At 55.0% G+C, this 26,195-nt stretch carries 24 protein-coding genes and 2 pseudogenes; 8 read left to right on the forward strand and 18 right to left on the reverse strand.

What is annotated here, in order from left to right; all coding sequences use genetic code 11:
* Positions 1-462 precede the first annotated feature (462 nt).
* Positions 463-1,143: pseudogene (locus IEV64_RS18080) on the forward strand (IS6 family transposase).
* 139 nt (positions 1,144-1,282) lie between these two features.
* Positions 1,283-1,645 carry a MarR family transcriptional regulator gene (locus IEV64_RS18085; protein ID WP_188424839.1) on the forward strand — a complete coding sequence of 121 codons (363 nt, stop codon included), beginning with the start codon at positions 1,283-1,285 and terminating at the stop codon, positions 1,643-1,645.
* A gap of 353 nt (positions 1,646-1,998) precedes the next feature.
* On the opposite strand, the gene IEV64_RS18090 is transcribed toward IEV64_RS18085, so the two are convergent.
* The gene (locus IEV64_RS18090) at positions 1,999-2,925 is read right to left on the reverse strand and encodes a transcription initiation factor IIB (RefSeq protein ID WP_004043066.1); all 927 of its coding nucleotides are present in this window, start codon (positions 2,923-2,925) and stop codon (positions 1,999-2,001) included.
* Between the two features lie 382 nt (positions 2,926-3,307).
* Here IEV64_RS18090 and IEV64_RS20050 point away from each other — a divergent pair.
* A pseudogene (locus IEV64_RS20050) lies at positions 3,308-3,490 on the forward strand (hypothetical protein); the annotation flags it as partial.
* Positions 3,491-3,525: 35 nt separating this feature from the next.
* Here the strand turns inward: IEV64_RS20050 and IEV64_RS18095 are convergent.
* From IEV64_RS18095 to IEV64_RS18130, 8 genes are all read right to left on the reverse strand, one after another.
* A complete protein-coding gene (locus tag IEV64_RS18095) occupies positions 3,526-3,933 on the reverse strand; it encodes an SWIM zinc finger family protein (RefSeq protein ID WP_188424841.1) in 408 nt (135 codons plus the stop codon).
* 67 nt (positions 3,934-4,000) lie between these two features.
* A complete protein-coding gene (locus IEV64_RS18100) occupies positions 4,001-4,930 on the reverse strand; it encodes a M78 family metallopeptidase domain-containing protein (protein WP_188424843.1) in 930 nt (309 codons plus the stop codon).
* Between the two features lie 73 nt (positions 4,931-5,003).
* Positions 5,004-5,342, reverse strand: coding sequence for a DUF8013 domain-containing protein (locus tag IEV64_RS18105; protein ID WP_188424844.1), 339 nt, complete (start codon positions 5,340-5,342; stop codon positions 5,004-5,006).
* A gap of 98 nt (positions 5,343-5,440) precedes the next feature.
* Positions 5,441-5,836: a DUF7567 family protein gene (locus IEV64_RS18110; protein ID WP_188424846.1), complete on the reverse strand. Its 396-nt coding sequence runs from the start codon at positions 5,834-5,836 to the stop codon at positions 5,441-5,443.
* Positions 5,837-6,293: 457 nt separating this feature from the next.
* Complete coding sequence (locus IEV64_RS18115; protein ID WP_188424848.1) at positions 6,294-7,334, reverse strand: twin-arginine translocation signal domain-containing protein; 1,041 nt, start codon at positions 7,332-7,334, stop codon at positions 6,294-6,296.
* Between the two features lie 182 nt (positions 7,335-7,516).
* On the reverse strand, positions 7,517-8,008 hold the full coding sequence (locus tag IEV64_RS18120; protein WP_188424850.1) for a DUF7995 family protein: 492 nt from the start codon (positions 8,006-8,008) through the stop codon (positions 7,517-7,519).
* A gap of 229 nt (positions 8,009-8,237) precedes the next feature.
* Positions 8,238-8,720, reverse strand: coding sequence for a DUF8154 family protein (locus tag IEV64_RS18125; RefSeq protein ID WP_042663723.1), 483 nt, complete (start codon positions 8,718-8,720; stop codon positions 8,238-8,240).
* Complete coding sequence (locus IEV64_RS18130; RefSeq protein ID WP_042663722.1) at positions 8,713-9,402, reverse strand: nucleotidyltransferase domain-containing protein; 690 nt, start codon at positions 9,400-9,402, stop codon at positions 8,713-8,715. The genes IEV64_RS18125 and IEV64_RS18130 overlap by 8 nt, the downstream gene beginning before the upstream one ends.
* A 1,025-nt stretch (positions 9,403-10,427) precedes the next feature.
* On the opposite strand from IEV64_RS18130, the gene IEV64_RS18135 reads away from it, so the two are divergent.
* On the forward strand, positions 10,428-10,712 hold the full coding sequence (locus tag IEV64_RS18135; protein WP_042663721.1) for a PadR family transcriptional regulator: 285 nt from the start codon (positions 10,428-10,430) through the stop codon (positions 10,710-10,712).
* Positions 10,713-10,989: 277 nt separating this feature from the next.
* Here IEV64_RS18135 and IEV64_RS18140 read toward each other — a convergent pair whose 3' ends face one another.
* From IEV64_RS18140 to IEV64_RS18165, 6 genes are all read right to left on the reverse strand, one after another.
* A complete protein-coding gene (locus IEV64_RS18140; RefSeq protein WP_229722753.1) occupies positions 10,990-12,789 on the reverse strand; it encodes a cation:proton antiporter domain-containing protein in 1,800 nt (599 codons plus the stop codon).
* Positions 12,790-13,894: 1,105 nt separating this feature from the next.
* On the reverse strand, positions 13,895-15,442 hold the full coding sequence (locus tag IEV64_RS18145) for a TrkH family potassium uptake protein (RefSeq protein WP_188424853.1): 1,548 nt from the start codon (positions 15,440-15,442) through the stop codon (positions 13,895-13,897).
* Between the two features lie 63 nt (positions 15,443-15,505).
* Complete coding sequence (locus tag IEV64_RS18150) at positions 15,506-16,189, reverse strand: potassium channel family protein (RefSeq protein ID WP_188424854.1); 684 nt, start codon at positions 16,187-16,189, stop codon at positions 15,506-15,508.
* A 4-nt stretch (positions 16,190-16,193) separates the two neighbouring features.
* Complete coding sequence (locus IEV64_RS18155) at positions 16,194-18,470, reverse strand: amino acid permease (RefSeq protein WP_188424855.1); 2,277 nt, start codon at positions 18,468-18,470, stop codon at positions 16,194-16,196.
* A 57-nt stretch (positions 18,471-18,527) separates the two neighbouring features.
* Positions 18,528-18,947 (reverse strand): universal stress protein, encoded by a 420-nt coding sequence (locus IEV64_RS18160; RefSeq protein ID WP_188424856.1) that lies wholly within the window; start codon positions 18,945-18,947, stop codon positions 18,528-18,530.
* A gap of 3 nt (positions 18,948-18,950) precedes the next feature.
* Positions 18,951-19,406, reverse strand: coding sequence for a zinc ribbon domain-containing protein (locus IEV64_RS18165; protein ID WP_229722734.1), 456 nt, complete (start codon positions 19,404-19,406; stop codon positions 18,951-18,953).
* A 355-nt stretch (positions 19,407-19,761) separates the two neighbouring features.
* On the opposite strand from IEV64_RS18165, the gene IEV64_RS18170 reads away from it, so the two are divergent.
* The 3 genes from IEV64_RS18170 to IEV64_RS18180 all read left to right on the forward strand — a co-directional run bounded on the left by IEV64_RS18170 (position 19,762) and on the right by IEV64_RS18180 (position 21,168).
* Positions 19,762-20,505, forward strand: a complete 744-nt coding sequence (locus tag IEV64_RS18170) for an Lrp/AsnC family transcriptional regulator (protein WP_042662358.1) — start codon at positions 19,762-19,764, stop codon at positions 20,503-20,505.
* Positions 20,506-20,622: 117 nt separating this feature from the next.
* Positions 20,623-20,769: a zinc ribbon domain-containing protein gene (locus tag IEV64_RS18175; protein ID WP_007273874.1), complete on the forward strand. Its 147-nt coding sequence runs from the start codon at positions 20,623-20,625 to the stop codon at positions 20,767-20,769.
* Positions 20,770-20,994: 225 nt separating this feature from the next.
* Complete coding sequence (locus IEV64_RS18180; RefSeq protein WP_188424857.1) at positions 20,995-21,168, forward strand: hypothetical protein; 174 nt, start codon at positions 20,995-20,997, stop codon at positions 21,166-21,168.
* A 205-nt stretch (positions 21,169-21,373) separates the two neighbouring features.
* On the opposite strand, the gene IEV64_RS18185 is transcribed toward IEV64_RS18180, so the two are convergent.
* Together IEV64_RS18185 and IEV64_RS20145 are read right to left on the reverse strand one after the other, a co-directional pair.
* The gene (locus tag IEV64_RS18185; protein ID WP_188424858.1) at positions 21,374-22,753 is read right to left on the reverse strand and encodes a sodium:calcium antiporter; all 1,380 of its coding nucleotides are present in this window, start codon (positions 22,751-22,753) and stop codon (positions 21,374-21,376) included.
* A 264-nt stretch (positions 22,754-23,017) separates the two neighbouring features.
* Positions 23,018-23,575: a DUF502 domain-containing protein gene (locus tag IEV64_RS20145; RefSeq protein ID WP_188424859.1), complete on the reverse strand. Its 558-nt coding sequence runs from the start codon at positions 23,573-23,575 to the stop codon at positions 23,018-23,020.
* Positions 23,576-23,712: 137 nt separating this feature from the next.
* Here IEV64_RS20145 and IEV64_RS18195 point away from each other — a divergent pair, with 137 nt between their 5' ends.
* Positions 23,713-23,901 carry an HVO_2922 family protein gene (locus tag IEV64_RS18195; protein WP_188424862.1) on the forward strand — a complete coding sequence of 63 codons (189 nt, stop codon included), beginning with the start codon at positions 23,713-23,715 and terminating at the stop codon, positions 23,899-23,901.
* Between the two features lie 675 nt (positions 23,902-24,576).
* Here IEV64_RS18195 and IEV64_RS18200 read toward each other — a convergent pair.
* The gene (locus tag IEV64_RS18200) at positions 24,577-25,476 is read right to left on the reverse strand and encodes an SOSS complex subunit B family protein (RefSeq protein ID WP_188424864.1); all 900 of its coding nucleotides are present in this window, start codon (positions 25,474-25,476) and stop codon (positions 24,577-24,579) included.
* Between the last annotated feature and the right edge of the window lie 719 nt (positions 25,477-26,195).

A 26,195-nucleotide genomic window follows, 5' to 3' on the forward strand; every position in this document is an offset into this window, starting at 1 on the left:
CGGAGTACCTCGCTATTCTTGTCGTCATTTTCGCGTTCGCGCAATACGAACGAGTCCGTGTCTGGAGTTTGTTGGGTCTCGAGGAGGAACTTCCACCACAGTAGAGTCCTGAAGTGAATAACAAAGCCAAGCTTGTAATGTGAATTTGAGGTTGACGGCTTAACTAGATAGTACCCTCACGATCGGTGGGATATACCCAGTGCGTCACTCCACATCAGAATACTACTCCAGGGCGTTTTCTCAGACATGATTATCATTACAGACGTAATAATGTAATCGATATATCTTGGTTCTGCACCCAAGTGGAATGAACAGAAGAGTGAGAACGAGGCAGTCGTGGCACTACCTGGTTAAACTATTTTGAGGAACGAATAGGACCTTGAAAATGTGACACTTGACCAAGATCGGCACTGTCTAGTTAAGCCAGTTTGAGGAACAAGCAGGTCATTGAGTGAATTGGTTATGACGCTCGCAGACCTGCTCAGCGAGTGCTTTGCGGTGGATTTAGAAGAAACTTGAGAGCGTGAGTGGACGTCGACGCCCGTCAGGGCGTTCGCCGTCCAGCTTCACGCGACCGGTTGTTCACTCAGAGAGACAAAAGAAATTCTTCGAACACTCGGCGTTAAAAGGTCTCTTCAAGCTGTTTGGAAGTAGGTACATCGACTGGCTGACAGCGGTCACAACCCGCCTGAGGCGAAGCCGAAGCGGGTTGCGGTCGACGAGACCGCTGTCAAAATCAATGGCGAGTGGTCTTGGTTGTACGCTGCAATAGACATCGTGACAAAGCTGATTCTCGAGGTCGAATTGTTTGGACGACATGGTACCGACCCGGCTGCTGCGTTTCTCCATCGACTTTCCGAGAAACACGATCTCTCAGACGCTGTGTTTCTCGTTGATGGCTACAGCTATCAGACTGCCCTCTCTCGATTAGGATTGAGCGGTCGGCTGGACTACGTTGAGCGAAACCTCATCGAAAAGTGGTTTCACACCCTCAAAATGCGAGTCGACCGCTTCCATAATTCGTGGGTGGGCAGTCACGGAAGCGTCCGCGAGTGGTTCATACAATTTGCGCAATACTACAACTTTCAAAGACCGCATCAAGCGCTCGACGGACGAACACCGGTCGAGGAGGCGACTAACTAGACAGTGCCGTTGTGGCCATTTTGTCATTACCATGATGAGTATAAACTGATTGCATGATTCAGTCTAACCGCTGCTATCCGAATAAGCGCAGGTGCTGCTGTCCAATACATCCAATACATCTTAGTACAACTGATATACTATGCCCATCAGCACGGATCGCTTCGAAACCATTGACGACGGGAATGACAACCCAACACCGGGGACAAACGCCTACAAGCTCCTCTCGTTCTTAGCCCAGAATGCTGACCAAGCGTTCACCCAAAGTGAGATCACCGAGCGGACGTCTGTCAAAGCCGGCTCGGTTGGTCCGACTCTCGTGAGACTCAGTGAACGAGGTCGTGTCAAGCACCGGGGAACATACTGGCGCGTGAGTGACCACGTCTTGAGCCTTGACGCTGCAGCTAACCATGCTGCTGCTACAGCAGCGAGTCGCGAAGAAGAACCATTCGACTACGACGGGTGGCAAGAACACGCCGTTGACCCACGACAACAGCGTGACTGACACCAACCGCTTCCAGAAGGGCGACGTATTCTAGGCACCGGTCCATTTCGACGCGGCTCAAATCCACGCCTCTGGGTTGTTCTTGCTGCAGACTCGCTCCCATATCTTGGCGAGGAGTATCTGTGTGCAGCGCTAACAACCAGTAATCTCCCGCGAAACTTCGAAGTTGGAGATGAGTGGGTGAGCGGCAAAGACCCGGCCAAGACCTCGTATTGCTCTCCATGGGTCGTCGCTACAATCAAACATGACACCGTTGTCAATCCACAAGGACAAGTGACCGAGTCATTCGCCGACGAAATGATTGTAGCGTGCAAGCAGTATCTCGGCCCCCAGTAGTCTGCCTAAGTGAACATTCACCTACGTGCTTCACACAACGTCTGGTAGTGCGTCCGAATTGTTTGAGTTGAGGTATCACTCACGGCCGCAACACGCGCCTGCGTGAGCGGCCAGTCCCGCTCAGTCGCAGCAGTGTACACACACGCTGCCGCGACTGCATGCGGATTCGCACCCCGATGAGCCCACTCATCGCTCGATGTCTCAGCTAACGACCGTGCTCGTCGTCGAACCTGGTCTGTCACATCAAGCGCATCTGCCACTCGCGGAACGAACTCGGCCGGTGCAACTGGCTTCGCAGACAGCCCGAGTTCTATATTGAGTGCGTTATACGCTGACCGGACACGCGATTCAGCCACCCGTGCGAGCGGGATGAGTTCAGCGAGCGTCCGCGAAAGCCCCGCACATCGACAGGCCGCATGGACGCTCGCAGCCGCGACTGCTTCAATCGATCGTCCGGGCAACAGATCCGCCTGCTGAGCAGACCGGAAACACCGGCATGCTTGGTCACGCAGGCTGTCTGGGAGGTCGAGCGCACCGATGAGTCGCCGGACTTCGTCCAAGCCATGCGCGAGTCGACGTTCACGACTCGACTGGTACCGACTCCGACTGTGCTGGGTGCGAAGTCGGGAGAGTTGCTGTCGTCTTTCGCCCGGGATCGGTGTCCCGTTCGCGTCGACGTGTCGGCCGATATTGGTCGCGAGGCCGTGGTCGTGTCGGGTCGGCGTTCGTGGTGCACCTACTCGCTTGCGCTCCTTGCGCTCGAACGACCGCCATTCGGGACCGTGGTCGATGCCGTGCCCGTCGATGATGAGCCCACACGACTGGCACCGTCGCTCACCAGCGTCCGTAATGACCTGGCCGCCACACTCCGGACAGGAGGCGGGTCCACAGGATTTCCCGCACGATTCGTCGAACTGTCGCTCGTAGACATCTCGTGTCGCCATCTCGAACACCGTGCGACGCAATTTGGTGCGCCCCGCACCCGTCAGGGGCCAAAAAACACGGTTGCTGTCTCGAACAAGCAGGCTTCTCTTGGGGGGTCGTTAAATGACTGAACCACAACACCAAACAGGCTAGCAAGTGGATTATCGTTGCAGGCTCGTCGTGTCACATAAGACGCGCCCTGTTCTGCAACGGGTGCGGAATCGCGTACCAAGCCATCCGCGCTCGCCCCTTGATAACTCCCTCGTGGGCCTCGTGCCCACCGAGTTTCGTACACTCGACACTCAAGTTATTGGATATCTGTGGGTTGCGGGTCGCGGACTGTGTTAGTCGGAATTGCTCACCAAGCGAACAGTTAACTGAAGCAACATATAACTGTCTTGTATGAGTAGCTCACCATGGACTGCGAACTTCGCGACTGAAAAAAGCAAATGTGCAGCCGACGTCCAACGCCTCCTCGAGAAGTACCCGCAGCCGGTCGTCTACGAAGTCATGAGTGAACTGCTCCGCCGAGAGATGCGCGAGCAGTTTGCTGGTGCGTACGCTGCGTCCCAGCAGTCCGACGACACGAGTACTGGTGCGTACGAAACTCTCACCAACGACTACTCAGACAGGTCACGCCGCCCAGCGTCAACGCAGTTCCAGCACGGGAGGTCCTCAGATAGCGGTTCACACTCACAGGGCAGGTCCGTTGTGCCATCATCGCCGCTCAATGAGCTACCACCGTCTGTGACGACACGCATCTGCACGGCAAGTTCGAGTATTCGTGGGCGGATCGCGACTGCAACCCGATGTTTACACGGGCCGTCACCGCTCGCATCAGCGGGACACGAACACGAATCGGGCACGCCATCCCGAATTCGAACACGGTACTCGTGCGCGGTTGGGTCAGCATAGCTCTCGTTGCGTACACGGACATCGCCATCAAGGAGTTCGAACGCGAACGCCTCGTACTGTGCCCGCTTGAGGACGCGCGCAGGTGGGCCGAACTCTGGTAGTACAGGAATCATGGTAGCCAGCGCGCAGTGCGCGCGCCTTTTTAGCGCATGAAAAAGAGTCACTGGACGGCAGATGGGGTTAGACCGCGTCGAGTGTCGACAGAAGCTCTTCGGCCGTCCCGCTAATCCGACCCAGTCGCTCTTGGAGGACATCTGTCTCGTCGCCCTGCCACGCCGCGAGATAGAACGCCGACCCACTCGTGTCTAAGCCGAGGTATCGACCGACAACGTACGCGACGGCCTCTGCTTCGACCTCGCGTTTCGCCCGCTCGGTTGCGTCGGTGATGTCGAAGTGCAGAATCGCGTGGGCGTACTCATGGATGATCGTCGACGCGAGATCCGCGCGGTTCGGTCGATTCTTCACTTCCACGAGTGGGGTGAGATCTTGGACACTCCGCGACTGGCAGACGCCCTTTGCCTCCCCATGTCGCCACTCATCGGGATCGACAATGCGGACGGTCACGCCGAGGTCTGACGCGATGTTGGTAAGATCGTCGACGAGCGTGTCAGGCTCACCGGTCGCCGCCGTGTCCAACTCGGGGAGTGGCTCGCCCTCTGTCTGCGAAATGTCGAAAACCGGTGCAGGCTTGAAGCCCACGAGGCCCTCTGACCATTCCTCGGGTGGTGTCTCGTCGTACTCACACTCGCTGTTGTCGTGATAGCTCGGTGCGTTCCCACACTCGGGGCATTGGGTCGTGATGATCGGCGCCCAAATCCAGATCGCCGACTCGCCTTCCTGGACGTGTCGGTCGAACTCTTCTTGCCACGTCCGGTAGCCAGCAACCTTCGTCGCCGCAGGACACTGGAGGGTGATGAGGAGTGTGTTGCGGTGGGAGTAGTCGTGGAACCGACTCTGGACGTCCAGCCATTCTTGGAACTGCTCGCTCGCCCGAGCGTCGTCAACGTCGGCAGCGAGGTCCGCAAGCCATTGTTCGATCGTGCGGTGCATCTCATCGTGTCGCGTGTCGGTCTCGTCGAACGACACCGACGGAGAACTCGTTGTTGCCATTGGTTTCAGTTCTAACACGTCCTTCCAGGACGCGCCGCACCCCTCTGGGGCGCACAAAAACAGGCGGGGCGAACTACTGGTTGGTGTCCTCGCACTCGAGGCTGCGAAGGTACTGTCGACACTCGCCGAACAGGCCGCTCGCAGTCGCCTCGCCGGTCGTGAGGTGTCGAACCCACTCAATCGCCCAGCAGTACACGGGATCGGACTCACCTGTGCCGTGGATGTACCACCAGCGAGCGGCTTTGAGAACGACGAGCGGATTCGTCGGCGGTTGTTCGCTCAGAAGATCCCATGTAATCGACTCAATTTCATCGGGAACGTCGGCTCGAGAGAGATCGGTGCTATGCACGAGTTCGAGGTCGACCGGAATCTCGTCGATCGAGACGTCTGACTCTGTTTGTTGGTGACTCATGGAAATCACGTCACACGGACTGTGTCTTCAGCCCGCACCCATCACGGGCGCAAAAAATCTCGATGTCGCGCTAGTCCCGACGGGTCTCCCGACCGACGCTATGCGAGGTGCGACACTTCCTCCGGTTCGGAGTCGTCAGCGAACTCGTTGCGCTCGACTGGCGTCCAGTCTTCGGTCGTGGTTGGTGCCCACCAATCGACGTGATAGTCACCGGGAGAACCGAGAATCTTGACTTGTGCTTCGTCGTCGGGAAGCGGCCGGCGGAGTTTCTCGTCCACGTGGAGATTCCACGTCGTCGTCGCGTCGAATGTGATGATGACCGCCTCATCGTAGCCACGCGACTCAGGCGACTCACGGCACGTCACGCTGCTATTGCACTCAGTGCAGAACACCCCCTCGAAGGGAATGTGCGTGAATGCTTCCGTGCCACACACCGGACACCACAGAAATTCGAACAGCGCCTCGTCGTGACGGGACACGCGCTCGAGACTCATCGATCATTCACCACCGGAGCAGGTATCACGAGCGGGTGGTGTGAGGAGTGAGACAACTCGGCTACTGACGTTGGAATCAACATCTGTTACTGCGCCTCCGCCCCTTTGGGCGGCGCAAAAACAACGCGAGCGACATTACCTGATCACTCGACTCTGTTGGGATCCTTCAGCGTTGACATTGAGGTTGGTCGCTCTTCCTGTTCCTCAGGAGATCCCCAGACGTGAAGAGAGTTTCAACAGAGCCGTTTCACCACATCACTCAATAATTGTCGCTTTAAAATTCCTAAGATATTATAAAAACATACGTTGCCGAGAGTCCCCCGACAGTAAGTAAAAACCAATATACAACGTCAGCTGTCCGGTCATCTTTGATTAATTCACTAGCAGCATAACCAAACACGATGGCAATTACAAATAAAATAAGTTGCCAATTCAAGGTCATGACAGTAACAACTACTTACGTGTTGCAGCTACAAGCCTGTTTGCACTTGGTACAGGCATATGATGAACCACCACAGGTAGCTAACTGACAAGTAACGCAACCGATAATCGCTTGGCTGGGACTTTGGAACGTAACAGATGCACAAGCGATGAAACAACCAGCGCAGGCACCGATAGCCTGGATACACCGCCAACACCATTTATCAGCCTCAGAAGACTGAATTGAGTATCCGGACTCCAGCGTCGTCTGATCAGTAATTTCACCCTCACTAATATTGACGGTTAAAATCTCTTGTTGGTTCTTAACCATTACGTGGAAACCTGTCTGAGAGGATGTCGTACTTGACTTAAATTCATCCTCATCAAGCTCAACAATATCGGATATTTGCGCCACTTCGTCGCTCGAAGCTTCCCGACCAAATACTACTTCATCGTCTCTAGTAAAGAGCATTGCCGGCGTATTCTCTGGAAGACTTTGGTACTTCGATGGTAGCTTCGACTCAATCATCGAGTTTCCAGAAGGAGATTGCACATTCTCATCTTCCATCTGGTAGGTGAACCGATACTGTGCGCCGGCAATCCCTTCCTTATGGGTATCCCCACCGACGATCTCTGTATACCGTATCTCACCAACTGGTGTGGGCAAGACAGTTACTTCGAATAGAGTGTGTATCTTCTCACCGCCGTTCGGTGCTTCGTCGACGTTCGAAGCTTTTCGCGTTGTTGCTTTGCCTCTCTGGACGGAAGGACTTCCGAGCTCTGCAAGGATTTTCTGTACTTCCGGTGACTCAATTGCTTCTTGAACCCGCGTCTGTGAGGCAGAGTTAGCCTTTCCAGCTACTAACCCAGTAGACATTGACATAGCAGCGCCAGAAATCCCAAGAGCTTTGAGGAAGCTTCGCCGCCCAGTCTCAGATTCTTGATTTCGAATTTCGGTCATTGCCTCCCATGCTTCAGTACAGCCTCCAGCGTCAATATTGTCTTCCAGATCTTCGACGAACTCTTCGTCAGCAGTTCTATTTTTCGGCTTGTCAGTCTTGTTGCTTTTTTCGGACATCGTATTGTCATATCGGCGGTCCAACATAAAACCTGTGGCTCAACTAACAAATTGCAAAAGATAGGCATCCATTGATTCACGCATCCGCAAGCAGAGTAAGTGATTAACTGACGACGATTCGAACAGCAATACCACGATCAGGAAGTGTCTCTCTCAGGAGTGCCATTGGCCACAGCGTCGACTCAGTAGTGGACATCAGCGGGAACGATCCACAGATGGTCGTTCGACCCGACGAGTTGCTCGAGTCGTTCGCGATGCCGAACCCCATCAGCGAACTTGTCGTAGAGGTACACCGCCGGTCCGCGGTACGCACCGAGATTGTGGCACGCATGCCTGACGAGGTCCCCATCACGCATGATCGCCGCGGCGTCAAGCTCGTCAACACCCTCTCGAACGCGCTCGAGATTCCGCTCGAACTCGCGTGTCGTCGCCTGCCATCCACGCTCAAGGAGTTCCTGGCCGTCCTCCGAGCCAACGGGTGCTGCAACCGGGAGGTCACCCCACCGGGCACTACCAGCGACGGTCGTTGAATCGTCATTGAACGTCACATAATAGTCGAACACCGCCTCAGCGTGGGGGGCAGCTCCCACCAGTTGATCGAACACGTCGGCGGCCCGTGAGAGGGCTTCGTCTGTTGTCGATGCAGTCACGAGTGCGTAGATTACTTGGTGCATTCGTCGTCACCTCGCCGACTCAGGAGTCGATGTCTGTCCGACCCCCTGCGCCGGCGCCCATCGCCGGCGCAATAAAATACGCGCTCAGTCAGCGAGACTAACCAACTGTGAGTAGTGTTCTGGTTCCAGCCCCATCCATGACTCCGGAGAAATACTGAAACGGTGGTGGGTGTCCCGTGAGTCTATGAAATCGTCCCTCAGAATCCCTGAACCGGTGGTATCCCCCTACTTAGCAAATGCACTCGTATTTCTTTGTGGATTGGTTCACTACATATTCGTGTGTCTCTCGTGCGAGTTCGAACAGTTTCTCCGCACGGCTTTTTGAAGCAAGCCCATCCTGATAGTAGGTTTTGGCGCGGTGATTCCGCCAGAGGTCCTGGAGATTCTCAGCGACATGCTGCGAGATAATACCGCGTCTCGCCGCTTCTGTATACACACCTGGATGTGTACCGGGGAGGTCACGAGGTTCGAGACCTCCCTCGAGCAGTTTGAATTCAATCACACGCTCAATCGCGACGAACGACGCCTCAATCACGAGTGTGTAGAAGCCCTGTTCTAGAAGCACCGTCGCACCAGCGAGGAGACGACATGACTTCCGCAACTGAAGGATATCTGCTTCGTTCGTCTCAAGTCCAGATTCAATCGTACTAGGACGATGGTCGAATGCGGCTTGTACTTCATCAACGAGCGTCTCGATGCGAGTACTACTCATCGGTCATCACCGCCGTTCGAACATGTTGGAACTCCGTGTCACCATAGACGGTGACACCGTCGCGAAAGATCTCGTGGAGTTTCTCGCTCGCTCGACGTGCGCTGGCTTCGGACTCGACAAACGGTTCAAACGTGTAGCGGTCGCCGTCGAACCGTTCTTCGCCCAAGTCAGCGGCCACCGTCGAGATGACGCGTCGCGCGATAGTCCGGTCGCCCTCAACGAGCACAAAGACATCAATGTCGCTTTTGCGGTCGGCCTCACCACGGGCGACACTGCCAAAGACGAGAATGCCGAGTACGTTCGTGACTGCATCTGTCTGTTCGATTGCGGCGTTGACCCGTTCAACGAACGCTCGAACCGGTGCGTGATACTCCACTTGCGGAATCCCCAGAACAGGGTCGTCTTTCTGCAGTCGAGCGGGGTTGATCGAGACGTACTTACGCTGTGTTGTCTGTCGAACCTGTACGATATCAAGGGCTTCAAGGAACTCAACTGCTCGCCAAACTGTCGACCGACTCCGGTCTGTAATCTCACTCAATTCTTTGAGTGTGAACTCAGACTGGTGTGCATCAATGAGATGACGTACCACGTCATCGGCCGCAGGCAGCCGAAACACTCCCGTGTCGCCACGTGGATCAACTGGCACGCAGACCTTTATCCCTTGTTCTGTATTCTCGGACACTATCTGATTTTATGCAACAGCATATAATAAACCTGTGCGTCAACCCTCTGCAAAGGGACTTACTCCAACAGTCAGCTCCCATACCGCGGTGTTCGACATACGGAACACTGCCAGACAGGCTCACCAGCCCACGCTGCGGGTGGGCTGTCGTCGCGTGAGTCGAACCGATGCGGTGTCTGCTTACCACACGACTGACAGCGGAGCAGCTGCCGTGTTGGTGAGGCTGACGACGACTGTGATGGCGAAGAGTCGGGAGACGCTCGTCGAAGTGCAATCGCCGGGACAACCCACGTCTCCGAGTCCGAGAGCAACTGCTCACGACGAGAGTTCTCAGTAATCTGCGTCCCAGCAGCGTCGTACCACCGGGAAGCAGAACCCTCCGTCGAAGGAGAAGCGGACCACAACGAGACCGACCGTGCTTTCGCCACGAATCCATCCTCCCGTGAGCTAGTCGCTGGAACGACGTCCGGGAAGTGACCCCACCGCGCTCGAAGTGGCGCCGCGATCGGCTGTTCAAGTGCCGCGATGGGCGTGCACTCGTCAATGGGTGACGAGTGAGAACGCTGCAGTAAGCGTGCTGCGGCAGTCCCTTTTCCGACCGCCCCACGCAAGGACTGTGAGGTGACGAGCAAACAGACGATGCCGTGGAGTGATTGCTCGCGGGGCTCTGAGGTGCGATCTGGGACCGAGACATCCTGTTCGAGGCAGAACCGACACTGGCTCTGGTTCCGAGGAATGGCCCGCTCACAGGTCTGACAGATGTCCGTGTCTATATCGTCACCAACGGGGTAGTCATGCTCTGGAATTGCGTCACCGTGCTCGGTGTGGTCGGGTTCCAACTGCGCGTCCGGAATCTGCATCGCTTCGCCATACGGTCGAAATTCAGCGGTCCGGTCACGGTAGGGTGGCATACCGCGTCGTGGCTGTACGTTCGGATATAAACGTTCGTCCAGCGAGGCCACTCTGAAACCCGTCCGAGGGCCAACAAACGTATATGTATTCTTAAACTAGCTGCGGACAGCAAAATGCACGACTTGACCGGGTTCCAACGAGACCTGCTGTACGTCACCGCCGGCTTGGATGAACCACACGGACTCGCAATCAAAGACCAACTCGAGGACTACTACGAAACCGAGATCCACCACGGTCGGCTGTACCCCAATCTCGATACGCTCGTCGAGAAGGGACTGCTCGACAAAGGCGAAAAGGACCGCCGAACGAACGTCTACGCGATCACCGCTCGCGGTCGCCGAGAAATCGAAGCCCGTGACGACTGGGAACAACAGTATACCAGCGAGATCACAACCTGACTGCTACGACGAGACGAGTCCGTGAGTAGAGCCAGCGCTAATACAGCAATCACGGATCCAAATCATTGTTCAGACTTTGTTGAACCCTCTCGCAGTCTGGCGATTTACTGAAGGCCGAGTTCCCAAATCCGTAGAAACCTGTGGAAAGACCGCCTCACCACAATGTCAACGCTGAAGGCTTCAACAGAGCTGTTGGCTTAAAAATCGCCGCTCGTAACCAGTCGGTAGACTTGATCAGGGCAAGTCGGTTACAGCCCTGCCGTCACGTCGGCTTTAGTCACGGGTTAGGATGACACCGCTCGATTGCAGTATGAACTGCGTCTCGACGGCCAACGAATGTGAGATGGTCTCCACGTTGGAGCGTTAACTCGGGAGTGGGGATTTGAGAATCACCGCTCCGGCTGACGAGCGCAATTAGCACCCCATCTGGAAGGTATTCATCGAGTTCCTTGATGGACTTCCCTACTAATCGATCTGATGTGACCTCAATTTCCTGTACATCACCGGAGCGGCCGAGTTCTGTCATCCACTCCGACAGTGCTGGCCGTTCGATGGCGTTGTCCATCTCGTGAGCGATCGCGTCGTTCGCCGAGATCGCTCGGACTCCCAGTTCCTCAAACGCTTCCACGTTGCCCGGTGTGTTTACTCGAGCGATCACCGTTTCAACATCGTAGTTCGTGTTCGTAAGCTGTGCAATGAGGAGATTCGCGTCATCGTTCGCTGTGGCCGCGGCCACAATCTTGGCATTCTCGATTCCTGCTGCCTGGAGTACGCTAGTGTCAGTCCCATCACCCTGATGAGCACTGAATCCTGCATTGCGTGCTGTTTCCACGGCATCTTCTTCCTTATCGACGATGACGACGTTTTCACCTCGATCCTCCAGTCGTTCGGCGAGGCCGCGACCGACGCGCCCTCCGCCAACAATGATTACACGCATGGGAAGTACGTTGAGTGCTTGTGCGATGTGGCGAGCAAAACCACCCTCGAAAACGACTGTCATGAGTATAACTAAAAATACCGACCCGACGAGAACAGTGGCCTGCTCTGGACTCGTCGAGCGAAGTTCGAGTGCAAATAGTGTCGCAACGCTGGCTGGAATGATTCCACGGGGGCCAACAGCGCTCATGAACAACTGCTCGCGAAACGTGAATCGTTCTCCATAGGTACAGAACAACACGGCAATAGGGCGAATCACGAGGGTCACAACCACGACGACGAGTATCCCACCCAGCCCGAGCGAAACGAGTTCGCTGAAGGATAACAACGTCGCGAGTGAGATAAACACGAAAGAGAGGACAATCAGTGTGATATCTCCTTTGAATGCCTCAATTTCGTCTTCGTGCGGAAGGTCTGAATTCCCAAGGATGAGGCCTGCAGCGGCGACAGCCGCGATTCCAGCTTCCGGTGCGATTGCTTCTGCGAGACCATACGTTGCAATTGCACCGATGAGGACGACCAGCCGCGCATTCTGTACGGCATTCGAGGGCGTCAAATCAAGATGTTTGAGGAGATACCAGATGACTGCGGCTGTGACTCCCCCTACTAGAACGCCAACTCCGAGTCGAGCCACGAACGACTCGAAGAGGGCCGTAAGTCCCGTGTCACCCAATACAGCAAGGTCAAAGATGACAACGGCGAGAATCGCGGCCGTCACGTCGTTCACAATTCCTTCCGTTTCGAGAGCTGCTCCGACTTGGTCGCGAACTGAGATTACGTTTAAGATCGGTGTGATTACTGTTGGTCCGGTTGCAATAAGGAGCGCGCCGACAAGAAACGAGAGCGACCATGGTACACCTAAGGCGAATCGAACGACAGTAGCCGTAGCGACAAACGTGAAAAGCGCGCCTATAGTGACTAGTCGGAACGCTTCACGTGGGGCTTGCTGGAGTTTGTCAATTTTGAGATGAAATGCTCCTTCGAAGACGATAATCGCGACTGATATGCCGACGATACCGGAGAGCGGTTCTGGGCCACCGAACGAGTCAAGACCCACTAGGTTCAGACCCTCAGGCCCAACAGCAATGCCTGCGAGGATCAAGAAGAGAACACTCGGTATCGAGAGCCGATCAGCTAGCATTTGGGCAATAACACCGAGTCCAAGAATAATCACTACAAGTGGAATAATACCGGCATCCGCAGTCACGGTTCAAACACCAAGTCAACTCTATAGACGGGAGGGTTAAATAAAAGAGGACTTTGACAGCGGAGCCGTCACAAAGTGGGGTAGTTCACTCAAAGATTTCCCAACCGAGATTGTTGATCAATCAAGCGTGATCTGAATGAAAAAGAAAACCAAAACTAAAGCTAATCCCAGATAGCCAATGGCATTAGCGACACCGATCAGCTCTGAGCGACCTTGTGCGAGAGAAATAATGACGATACCAACCAGAATACAGGCCATTCCGACCAATATACTGTACTTCGTCCACCGAGAAGTTGACTCAGATCTCTGGGTCGGTTCGTTAGTCATTTGTAGAATATTAGAGAGCATCATCAAAAAATAGGCGACTCAAATACACCATGACTCATTCCATATGACTCCACCTAATTGGCTGGTCAGAGCCAACGTAACAGAAACGCAAGGCTAGGTTGGAGAAGAAATCGTAATGCAGCCGCTCCAGATCCGAGTCCGATGTAGCTCACCAAGACAACGAATTGCGACTGGTCGTCTTCGAAGCCAGTGAGAAAATGGTATAAGATGAGCGACGCTGTCGCCTGCACGACAAACAGTGAAACGAGAGTGCCTGTCAGAAAGAAGCCAGGGTCACCTGTCATTGAGGGGAATTGCGACGGTGCCCATGTACTCCCGACAACTGTCAGGCCCCACCCAATCACGACGTAGCCGACAAAAACAACGGTACTGACGAGCACCCCACGGGTACCCCAGATAGCCGACCACCGTAGCCAGCGCTCGAGGAGTCCTGCGATACGAGTGCGATTCGAGTTCGGGGGGATCTCGCTGTCCATTTGTAGTTTTGGTAGTCACCTCTGAGTCCACTGATACAGGGTATATGTGACGAATACAGTGATATACACGACTGCAAGGACTTCAGTTACGAGTGATCGACCGAGGATGACGACTAGACCGATTACAAGTGGCCCGAGTAGCAGTAGTGAGTCAAAGACTCGGTTATCCGCCCCTGCCTCAAACACGTAGGAGACGACCGGTAAATCCCTCAATTTCATGAGTATAGGCCTCCACGGTTGAATATCGTTCTGAGCATCACGAGTACTGGAATAATTTCGAGTCGACCAATCCACATATTGAAGAGGAACGTAACCTTTCCGATTGTGGGAAGCGACTCAGGCCCCGTAATCCCCGACGAGAGTCCTACGTTACCTTGTGCACTGGCTACCTCGAACACGACATTAGCGAGCGAGTACTCAGCGGCTGGAAGCGTAAGTAGCAAGATGAAGGTGCCGACAACGAGGAATGTAATCCACAGAACGACGATAATAGCGGCCTCCATGAATTCGCGGCTGGCCGCTTCTTCACTTAACCGACGTCCATTGATGTTCAGTCGCCGGACAGCAGTATCTGGGTAGAAGACATCTGCGATGTGATACCGAATTCCTTTCGCGAGTGTTAATCCACGAATGAGTTTGATACCACCCGCCGTGGAGCCAGCCGCACCACCGACGAACATTCCGAACGCGACTGTAAGTTGCGCATATGATGGCCACCGGCCTAGTGCGACGTTGGTCGAATCAACAGCTGTCTGGAATCCAGTACAGGTCGCAGCTGAGACGAATTGGAACAATCCGTAGCGCAGGGCGGCAAATGGTGTCTTATAGGGGCCTCCAAAGTACAGAAACGCCCACAGGAGTGCGGACCCGAGACCCATATAACCGAACACCCATCGAGTCTGGAGGTCCGTGTAGAAGTTTCGGAGATCCCCCTGCAGAATGAGGTAGTGTACTGGGAATGCGATACTACCCAGCAACATTATCGGAATCAACACGAAATCGATTGCGATACTGTCGTAGGTGGCAATCGAGTTATCCGTGATCGAGAACCCTCCAGTCGCAAGACCGGTCATTGCATGGTTGATCGCCCCCCAAATCGGCATTCCAGCCAACCATAGTGCGAGAATGGAGACGAGCGTAAACAGAATAAATATCCACCAGATGGTTCGAACAGTCGAAACGATACTCGGGTGGATCTTCTCGGAGCGGGCTTCACTCTCGTAGAGCGTGAGCGATCCACTTCCGGGGCGTGAAAGAATCGCTGTCGTCAGGACGATAACACCGACACCGCCAACCCATTCGGTGAACGTCCGCCACCACTGAAGCGTACGTGGCAGGACTTCCTCATTGTCGGTCATGGTAAGTCCGGTCCCAGTGAATCCACTCATGCTCTCGAAAATGGCATTGAGTGGGTCAGTAAACGCCGCAAGTGTCGCTGTTTGGGTAGGGGCGAAACCTGGGATGCCAAGCTGAACGCTCCACGCAATCAAGAGAAATGGGAACGAGCCGAAGACTCCCACCAAAAACCAACCCGACGCAGCGACGACCATCCCGTGGAGTCGTCCCGGAGCTTCGGCTTCACGGAATCGCTGGTATAACACTCGGCCAATCGCCAGCGGAATAACGGCCGAAACGAGGAGTGCTGGGACTGCATAATATTCGCCCCAGACGATCGGGACGACGAGTGAAACGAGCATCATTCCCCCAAGTGCCTCAAGGATACGACCGAGGTCCCGGCCGACTGTTGCGACAGATCCGTTCATATGTTCTCCGTAATCACGACCAAGCAATCAACTGTTGTACGGGGGTTTGGCATGGTTGACTCACTAGAGATGGTCTTCGTAGTGACCGAAGATGTCCGTAATCTCGGGATCGGCACCAACCCCAGAATACACAGTCAAAAGATCCCCTTTCTTGATTACTGTATTGCCACGGGGAGTGATTGGGTGGTCGTTCTCCTCACGCTCAATCGCCACGACAAGCATCTCGTCGGTGAGAAGTCCAGCCTGTGCGGCTTCTTGAAGCGTTTTCCCTGCGATAGGTGCCTCTTTCGTGACTGTGATTTCGAAGACCTCTGCCTCATCACCAATACGCATATAATCAACAATCGCTGGACGTGCGACAGCCCGATACAGATAGTCGGCAATCAGCTGTTGTGGGTTCTCCATCGTGTTCACGCCAATCTGCCGAAAAAGGCTCATGTGTTCGGGATTGTGGACGACAGAGAGAATTGCCGGGATTTCGAATTCTTTTGCGAGTAGGCAGGTCATCACGTTCGTTGCATCCTGATCCGTCGTCGAGATGAGTGCGTCGGCCTGCGCAGCACCAGCATCCGCTAACGTGTCTTTTGTCGTGGCGTCGGCGTTCAGTACCAGACAATCAAACCGATTAGCGGCTCGATTTGCGCGTTTGTCATCGCGTTCGATGACGACGACTTCGTTGCCTGCTTTTGTTGCGATATCGATGAGTGGTGTACCGATATCGCCAGCACCGATGATGATGATGTACATGTTGTTAGACCTCCAGCCTCCGCAGAAGGGCTTCTCGAACTGACATCGGAGATTTCTCTTTTCCGCGCGCCATTACGACTGTTTGAGCTAGTTCTGCACCGATTTTCTCGGGGAGTGAGCCGAATACTGCTTGCGAAATCGTCCCCGCTCGTGTGGCACCGACACAGACGGTGTCGTACTCCTGAGCAGCCTCAATGATGGCTTGTTTAGTGTCCTCAGCTACCATCACCTTGGACTCGTACGCCATGTACTCGATTCCAGCACGTTCAGCTAAGTCGGCGATCACCGCTTCACCACGTTCGGTTGGCGAGAGATCTTCGTCACTATCGCTCTCTGGGGACTGCACGTTGAGGAGCGTCAACGAGGCCTCGTCAGCTGCGGCAACAAATTCAGCAGCACGTTGGGCTGCAACCGGCGCGTGTGGGCCCTCACCAGCAAGCACCATGATGTCTCCTTCTCCGCGTCCGTCTTCCAGCCCGAGCTTCACGAGCGTTGCATCACACGGGGCACGTCCGATAACGGGGTCGATCGTCGACCCGAGGACGTGTTCGCGTCGGCTCCGGGTACCTTGCCAGCCAAGCAGGACGTGGTCTGCGCTTTCCTCTTCGATCACGTCAAGTATAACAGATCCCGCGTTACGACCGACAATCGCCCTAGTTCGGAGCCCGATGTCGAGCTCAGTCGCAATATCACGAGCAGAATCAAGCAGTTCTCGTTGCCGTTCAACTCGCTCTTCCTCGAAGGTGAGATCCTGGGAAAGGGAAGTTTGGCGCGGGACTTCAATGACGTTTACGGCGATTACCTCAGCGTGATCGCTTTCGTGGGCATGCGCGCTTGCCGCAGCCATCCGGAGAAGGTCCCGTTCTGTCTCCGGGTTCGCAACCGGGACGACGACACGATACCGTCCTTCACCATTCGCCACCGGAGCCGGTTCGGGTGCAATCGCTTCGCCGACGAGGCTCTCACTGAGCGCCCGGTCACGTGCGTAGAAGAGGTACCAAATCACACCGAAAACGACGATGACAGACCCGATAGCCTGGACGATGAGACTCATCTGGACGAGAATCACGAGGCATGCCACGAATCCCAAGATGGGCACGATGGGGTACAGGAGGCTCGGGATTTTGAAAGATGGGTCGTACGCCTCAGGGTTCGCGCGGCGTAACACGACGACAGCAACGTGAACGAGGGCGTACGTCACGAGATACATGAAGCTCGCCACCTCAGCGAGCGTTCCAATTCCAACGCCAACAGCAATCAGTACGAGCGTGATAACACCCGTGACTGTAATCGCACGGTACGGCGTCCGGAACCGGCTGTGAACTTCGTTGAGCCAGTTGACGAGAATTCGGTCACGCCCCATCGCGAAGTTGACTCGTGCCGCCGAAAGGATACTGGCGTTTGCACTCGATACTGTCGCAAGGACGGCACCGATAATCATCACCAGTGCTCCGATCGTCCCCATAAACTCGGTAGCGACGTCGGCAACCGGAATCTGGGAGGCTGACAGTGCTTCGATAGAGAGCGTTCCGGTTGAGACGAACATCACACCGACATACATCAGCGTCGGCGTCACGACAGCCGCAATCATCGCGAGTGGGAGATTGCGACTCGGGTTCTTGATCTCTTCAGCACTGGTTGCAATAACCTCGAAGCCGATGAACGAGACGTAGACGGTCCCGATTGTTGCTGCAACGGCTGGCCACCCGTTGGGGTTGAATTCTCCAATAGTCGGACCACTGAATAGACCTAACCCGAGGAACGCAAGGATGAGTCCAACAAGTGAAAGGACGATGACGTTCTGGAGTGCGCCCGTTTCCTTGACACCATAGTAGTTGACGCCGGTCAAGAGCGCAGCCATCACAAGCGCAGCGATGGTAATGCCGACTTGGCCCCAGCCGGCGAGGAAGCCAACGTACTGCCCCAGTCCCGGAAGTAGGTACTGGCCGAAGCCGATCATGTAGAAGGCAGAGGCGAACGTTAACCCAGCCCACATTCCCCAACCGACGATGCTCCCGAAGAACGGCCCAAGTGCGCGATTGACGTAGTAGTAACTTCCGCCGGCTTTCGGCATACCGGTCGCCAACTCCGAGAGAGAAAGAGCCGCTAACAACGAAACTAGACCCCCTGCAAAGAACGAAATCATACTGGCGGGGCCGGCCTGCTGAGCAGCGATACTCGGAAGGACGAAAATCCCTGCTCCGATCATCGTCCCCAGACCGATGGTGTAGGCCTCTAGGAAGCCGAGGTCACGGGCGAGTTCTTGCTCAGTCTCACTCATATGATAACCCTCCGTCTTGTATCGGTCCGTGTGTGCCGTTTTGAATCAAGTCGACGATCATTCGTTTTTGGTCTCTTCCGGGAGTGCGATGACCGGACGGTCTGCGTCCGTGATCAGCTTGAGTGCTGTATCACCTGATAAGAATTGAACAAGCCGATTTCCTCCCCGGGGGCGGAATGCGATAGCACTCGCATTTACATCGGCCGCAACGTCGATAATCGCAGTAACGACGTTTCTACTGTATGCAGTTTCCGTGTCTATCTCTGGAATGAATCCACGAAACGCACCAAACGCATTCGACGCTCGTTGTTCTGCTTGTTCGAGAGGTAACTTGTCGGGTACTCCCTCTCCCTTCTCGATAATATGAACGACAGTAACCTGTCCATATTCATAGGTGTCGAGTATTCGCGCGGTTTCACGTGCGTCCTCTTCATTTGCAACCGGGACAACGAGATGTTTTGTGATTTTTTCGGACATGGCTTATTCCTCCGTCTCGGTGTACTTCGGGTTCTCAGCACCACAGTGAGGGCAGACGGATGCTTCCTTGTCGAGGATTCCTCCACAAGATCCACACCGAATTTGCTGGGCGTTATGAACGTCTCCAAGATACGCCCAGTGCAGGGACTCTGTCCCGTCCATCCGATGCTCCCGGCGGACATGATAGAGCGACACACGATCCGTATTCACACCGGGGCCTTCTGGATTAGGGGGGTGCTTTCGTACGAGTGCGTACGCGCCGTGGTCTTCTATTTTGAGGACCTCTCCAGCAGCAGTCGCCTCAATTTCCTCCTCGATTGGGGTTCGAAGCGCTTCGATACGGCGCTCAACATACGAAAGCACGGATTTCAATTCGGGGAGGCCCAGCGCATCAATTCGCTGGATGAGCGTATCGGAGAGGTTATCGGGTGGTGCTGATCCCTCACTTGAGTCCACCATTATCTCACCACCTGCTTACAGCAATATGGTACTCTTCTGGTTCAGACAGCCGATTAATTCTGAAGTCCCTCGTTCGAATCGCGTCTCCCAATGCCAACGTGAGGTGTGTGGGTACCGAGTTCATATTTGAGCGACATTGCGGAAAGATAAATATCTGCCGCATTTTTCAACGATTCCTTATTTTGACCGCATACTATTTTCTGTTCGTTCGATCCTATGGTCAGCGTGTTTGCTGCTTGCTGAGGGGGTTTTCAGTTATTCAACCCGTATTCGAGTATTAGTTGAGTCATAGAATTCAAACGAATACCTAACAATAAGTTAAAAGTGAGTTTGCTACCAAATTTGAGGTATAAATATGGCTCTTCAAATCGATACGATTGACGAACGGATCCTCTATTATTTGTCACAGGAAGCCCGTCACACGTCCGCACCCGATATCGCAGAGAAAGTTGACGTCTCGGCACCGACCGTGCGGAACCGGATCCGCCGACTCGAAGAGGCAGGTGTAATCAGAGGCTATCATGCTGATATTGATTACCAAAAAGTCAGCGGACGACTCACAAACCATTACGTCTGCAGTACGGGTTCCCGGGATCGCGAAGAGATGGCCCAGCGAGTCCTCGACTTGCCGGGCGTAATTAATGTTCGAGAGATCATGTCCGGCAAAGGTGATCTCCGGATTACAGTCGTTGGGACAGATACCGATGATCTCACCCGAATCGCACAGGGGATTACGTCCCTCGGTATTGAAATTGACGACGAAGACCTAGTCCACCGAGAATATTTCCGCCCATATGCCCCATTCGGTCCTCGAGATGAAAAACTAGCTTCCCCCGTCACAGGCGTTGCGGGACTGGCTGGGGATGCAGATGTCGTGGAAATTCTTGTTAGAGAAGATGCACCGATCGCTGGGAAAACGCTTCAAGAAGCGAACGAAGTAGGACTCATTCCTTCGGATGTGCTGGTCGTACGAATCAATCGTGATGAAGGAACCATTACGCCAACTGGCCAAACCCTAATCAAGGAGAGCGATTTCGTGACTATTCATTCCCGATCCGGGGTTACTGAAGAGACATTGACCGCGTTCACTGGCCAGTGACATTGCGAAAATGCGGAACAAATCCACAAGCGACTACACCAAGCGATTGAGCCATTTATATCGTGGGTAGTGTTCTAAGAAACGTTAATGTGTTTTGGGGTGCCAGCATTAGCACGGATGGGATTACTTGAGCTGCTTCGGCGAACAAGAAGAAGCGATGAGAGTACCCTGTACGAGTGTCGAGACTGTGGGACGTGTGTCTTCCCAGAGCAAGAGAAATGTCCGAACTGTGGTTCGGTCGAAATCGCCTGCTACGAATTCTGACACACCAAACATTGTGCTTCCAGCATCAGTCAAAGTACAACTCGCGTCAGCTACCACGCCCTGAAGAGCGCGACATTCCAGTGTGGACTTCCGTTCTAACTGCTCAAGGCAGTAGGCGAATACTCACGATGAAAATCAACCCGGACAATCGAACGATGAAGAACAAACACCAATCGGTGATGGAACGAGACAATAGTTATGACAGTACTCCGTTTTGAGAGGAGTATGGACGAAAAAGCGCTCCTTCTGTTCAGTATCAACGTAATGGTTTTTGGAGGGTTTCTCTGGTTAAAGTCGGGAATGTCGGGATTGAACGGGTACTGGATTATGGTTTTCGGCCTCGTTATCGGTCTCGCTGGAATCATCCTTCCCAGCATTCGCCATCAAATCGGCCAATAGTGCGCCTGTACGTAGCTATTTATTCTTCCATATTGAGTGCTGAATTAATGACCGATTCGCGTCCTATACTCAATTTTGCTCTACAACCCAGCGGTGCGGTGCCGTGGGAATCCCATCCGTGAACGCCGGGGAGGATGTCAAGACACACCCGAATTCACGTGTACCATGTTCTTGAGATAGTACTCACATCATCGATATTTCCTGTTCAATCAGCCCTGTCTGGTTGCGTAGCATCACGGCTGATGGCTGTGCGAATATCAGAGACAGTGTACGCAATGAGTTCACGAACACTACCCGTACGCATGAGAAACAACCCGATCCCAAAGAAGGTATAGACACCAGTGTAGCCGTACAAAATAAGAAGACCAATGTCTGCAGCGGCAGGCTCGGCATACGTTTGGATGACATAGAACTCAGCAACGACCTGTGAGACAAACAGGACAAGCAGTGTCACTGCCTCACGAATGCTGATCTCGAAATTCAGCAGAATAGCGAGCGCAAAGAGGCTCTGAGCAGCAGTAATCCAGATCTCGGCAGCTTGCTTTTGATCGAACGAAAGCGTCCCAATCTGACCGGCGGCGATAGAATACACGATCGCAAGGGTTCCGATAAGCAGTGTCCACTGATTGAGTTTCGACGAGATGAGTGCGTTAAACCCGGCGGTCGAGCGTGCCTTGTTTACGAGATAGGCAACGACGATGAGTTCGGGGCTCTCACTCGCCAGCGGTGCAAGCCACTGAATCATGAAGAACGGTGGAACGCCGAGGGCAGTGCCGAGTTCTTCGAGACCCAACGCGAATGGGTGGACAGCCTCGAAGATGACCACTCCAGAAAACGCGAACAAAAAGAGGACCACTGCGACTCGGGGCCCCTTTGAGTAGGCCTGGAAATACGCAGGAACCCCAATATGTGCGTCCGTCTCCTCGATATCACCGCGGATGATGATGAGGATGTATAGAGCGAAGAGTCCGACCAAGACGATCGTATCGACGATTCCGATCCCGTTGCCCAGCGGAATGAAAAAGGCGTACGCTGTGGCTGCGAGCAGAAATGTGATCTCGAGAGAGATGTCACGGTCGATCGCTACGGCGTCCGTGAGGAAGCCAGTGCGTTGGATGACTGCTGAGTCGCCGGTGCGTTTCGCCCGGTAGATCGTGAACAGGGCGATGCCAGACCATCCGAGGCCGATGAGAATTCGGTTCGCCCCAGTCATATTCGCGATGGCGAGATTGGCTGCCTCCATTCCGCGTGCGGTCCCCTCGAATACACCAGCGTTCCATGCGTACAGTGCGTCGACAGCGTACTCGGGTGCGACGGCGAGAACTGCGAGAACTGCGATAGCGAACGCAGTGGGAACGTCTTTTTCGGCGGTTTCGGCACCCCACGCAAGCAGGAACGCCGCACCGAGGATTGCGAGACCACCAGCAAGGACGGCGACAGTAGGAGAAATGTTCGTATGTGGGTTTGTTGGAGTCGACACTGGGTCGAGGTGATAGCCGTGCGTGACGAACAACGCGATGAATGGGAGTGTCAATAGGAGTGCCGCGGCAACAGCGACGAGCGGGTGGCGAAGACGTCCGATCATGGTTTCGTTCGACTGGTGAGCAGATCTTGATCACGTGCACAATCGTCTTCTCTACTGGTGATAGACGTCATGTCTGTATCCATGCAATACCCGAACAAAAACCACAAGATAACGCATCACCCGTAGAGATCAGCGGTATTGGGGCCTGTACGTTCGTTTTCTTGGAGATTGCGGTGAAGCGGTGAAATCAGCTCTACAACGCTGAATACATGATTTATGAAGCGATATCGGCTTATCGAGTAGTTCCACGAAGAGAAGCGTGGCTTATACAGAGTCAGGTTCAGCAAAGCCACCGCTGAGGAGGCGAACTAATGCAGTTAGTACTGTCTGATCGCACTCGAGCAGGGACTCTGGGGGGATTTCTGCAACGAATCCGGAAGTGACCTCTGGCGACCCAGGGATGAACACGACGACACGGCCATCAGCAGTTCGATTCCCAGTATCAAACGCCAGCATCCGAGAACCGTTCCACGCAGTAATTCTCACGACTCGTGGAGATCGATTTGAGTGGCTTAGTAGTACGTCAAGTGTTGTTTTCACCGCGTTATAGATCACACGGACAACAGGAAGGCGATTAATCCAATTATGAATAGTTTGATCTACTATCCTCCCAATCTGTGTTCGCATAATCGACCCGATTGAAAGTATGATAAGTGGAGGCAATACTACTGTAACGAGACTTCGTAAAACGGGCGACTCAATCGATTCAATTGCGAATAACGCGTTCAATGCGGAATAGACCCACCAAAGGAGACCAACGAGAACCATGAGTGGTACGACTATTGCTGAGCCTTTGACAAAGCTCTCGCTCAGGACATTCATCGGAAGAATACTATATCACTCATTCAATCGACTCTGTAGTTGCTGCAATAGCTGCTCAATCATATAGGCTTTCTACTGGATTTCAACTTCCGTAACTGGTGCACACAAGCTAACTGTGGACCAAGCAAGACACAGCTATGGCACGTACTCCACGGTTTGAACTGTATCAAGATACGGCCGGAGAATGGCGCTGGCGCCTTACCGTCCCAAATGGCAATATCATCGCCGACTCAGGGGAGGGGTACGCGTCAAAGCAAGGTGCAAAACGTGGCATTCAAAGTGTAAAACGGAATGCCCTGCAGGCGCAAACAGTCGTCTCAAAGTAATTTAGACCCATCAGAGAGAACGCTTTCGAACATTGTCGGCCTATCTGAGAGTCGGATTCCTCCCACGGCTGAAGCCGTGGGCTTCCTCCTTGCATCTCTGTGAAGCCAAAGGTATGATCCCGAATTTCGCAGATTGTAACGCTGCGATGGGTATTATACGTCAAAGGACCCACGATAGGCCTGGTGCAGACGACATGGACTCACCGACCCCCTCAGACACGGACGCGAATGAAATCCGCTACACTACTATCGCGCTTTCATTTGCACATCAATGGAAGTCCTGGATCATCGCTGTGGGTTGCATTGCGATAACAGTATACGCACTTGGGGGCGGTGACGAAGCACCACCCGGTTACCCACATTTCTTCTTAACATTCGCGTTCTTAAGTGTGCTTCATGGAGTTGAGCAAACTGACGGCTTTCCCAACCCTGTTTCGCGGATCTGGCGCTAACACCGACTTGGTCCCTGCTGACGTACTATCTATCATCCCCATACAAGTGCTGTACCGCTGAAATCGACCAGATACGCCATTCTAAGTGGATGCCAAGGTGGCAAAGGTTAGTAAGGGCACGGTCGTGGCTGCGCGCGCAGCAAAGCGAGCACGGAGCGGAGGGTGGGGTGGTGGGGTCTGGGTCGGCCCGGCCACCAACAAAAAAGAGAGTTGCCTCACGCTGTTAGGCGTCCCACCAAACGTCGCGTTCGGGGAAATGTACGGTCGTCCACCCCGTCAGCGCCACCGAGACGCGCCCATCGTACCAGTTCCGCGCCGCCCCGTGAATCCGCACGCGTTCGCCCTCACGAATCCACGGCACGTCCGAAGCCTTCCAACTCGTCAGCTTCACCTGCCCAGTTTCGTCTTCGAGGAGCCCCGCTTGCTGAATCGCCGGTGACTCCGACTCCCACACCGTCGTCAGCGTCCCTTCAATGCACACTTCGCGTCGCGACACGCCCTCCAGGTTCCCGATCGGCACCATCGTCCCCGGTGCGCCTTCGAGTTCCTCGAACACGCTCACAGTTGCCGACATCATGTCCTTGCCACCCAACACTGCCTCGCTCAGCCGCCGACTGATCGCCGCTCGCGACCAGCCATCCAGCTTCTCCGCCAACCGTGTTGCCTGAGAGTTCACCGCGCCCAACTGTGCTTGGGTCAGCTCCGTCCGGGGATCCGCCCGGTCAGGGTCAGCTATCGGATTCACACTCGCCGCCCGCTTCTGGAACTGCCGCCGTCGCGCAGCGCTCCGCTCGGCCGCACTCACCCGCGACCGCGCCTCACGACCCTCTTGCGAGCCCAGTTCCGCACGGGCACTAATCCGTTCGAGTTCCGCTTCCCGCGCTCGAATGCGTTCTTCTTGGGCCAACGTCACCCCGTCAATCCGCTCGTCGCTCGTGTCTGCGATCCCATCTGGGTGGTTCGCATCCACCTTTGCTTGGATCTCCTGTTGCACCGTCGCCTGGAACTGTGGCGTCTCGTCGACGACCTCAAACCCGTCTTCGTCGACCGCCGTCTCGTCCGCGTGTTCGAACGCCTGTTCAGCCACCGAAACTACCTTTCGACTGGAGTTGTTACTAGACATTGTAGTTCCTGAAGGCGCTGACGCGCCGACACCCGCGACCCTACTCGCGGGATTCTCACGAACCAACAGTTGAGCCACGGCTCCGACGTCGACCGATGACGCCGTCTCCGAGGTGCCCGCGCCGCGCCTTCACGCCGGACCCTGTCCGGCGCGGCGCGGCACCGACGGCACCCCCACAGACGAGTGCGGGGGGTGAACCTCGAGGTGAGCGCGCGGTCACCGCCATATACCCAGCCGGTCACCGCGGGTCGGCGCCGCGCTGAGTCCGTCCGTCGCAGACGCAACGGAAACGGTCGCGGCGCCGAGGCGGCACGGCCGGGGGGTATACGGTGGTGAACGGCGTCGCATACGGCCACAGCGAGGGCGCAGAGAGCGAGGACCCGCCGGAACAGTACCGCGCCCGGACCCGCACGAGCCTGTCCCGTCCGTCGCAGACGCAACGGAAACGCCTCGTGCGGCAGCCCGGTGCGGGCTGGACGCCCGCGGACCCACAGCTCGTCGCGGCCGAGTTTGAGCGCACGCCCGGCAGGCCGCACAGCCAGCCCTGAGTGAGCCCCGGACCGTGGCATATTGGGGGTGAGCACGGCGAGCCCCCAATAGCCACCGCAGCCCGGGTGAACGAGGAGTGAGGGCTATCGCCCGAACGGCGAGCAGCCTGCCCGGACCGCGCAAGCGGCCACGTCTGAGCCAGCCGGCCGGCGGCGCGACCGCAGCGAGGG

It is taken from the genome of Haloferax sulfurifontis (genome assembly GCF_014635105.1).
Taxonomy (GTDB): domain Archaea; phylum Halobacteriota; class Halobacteria; order Halobacteriales; family Haloferacaceae; genus Haloferax; species Haloferax denitrificans.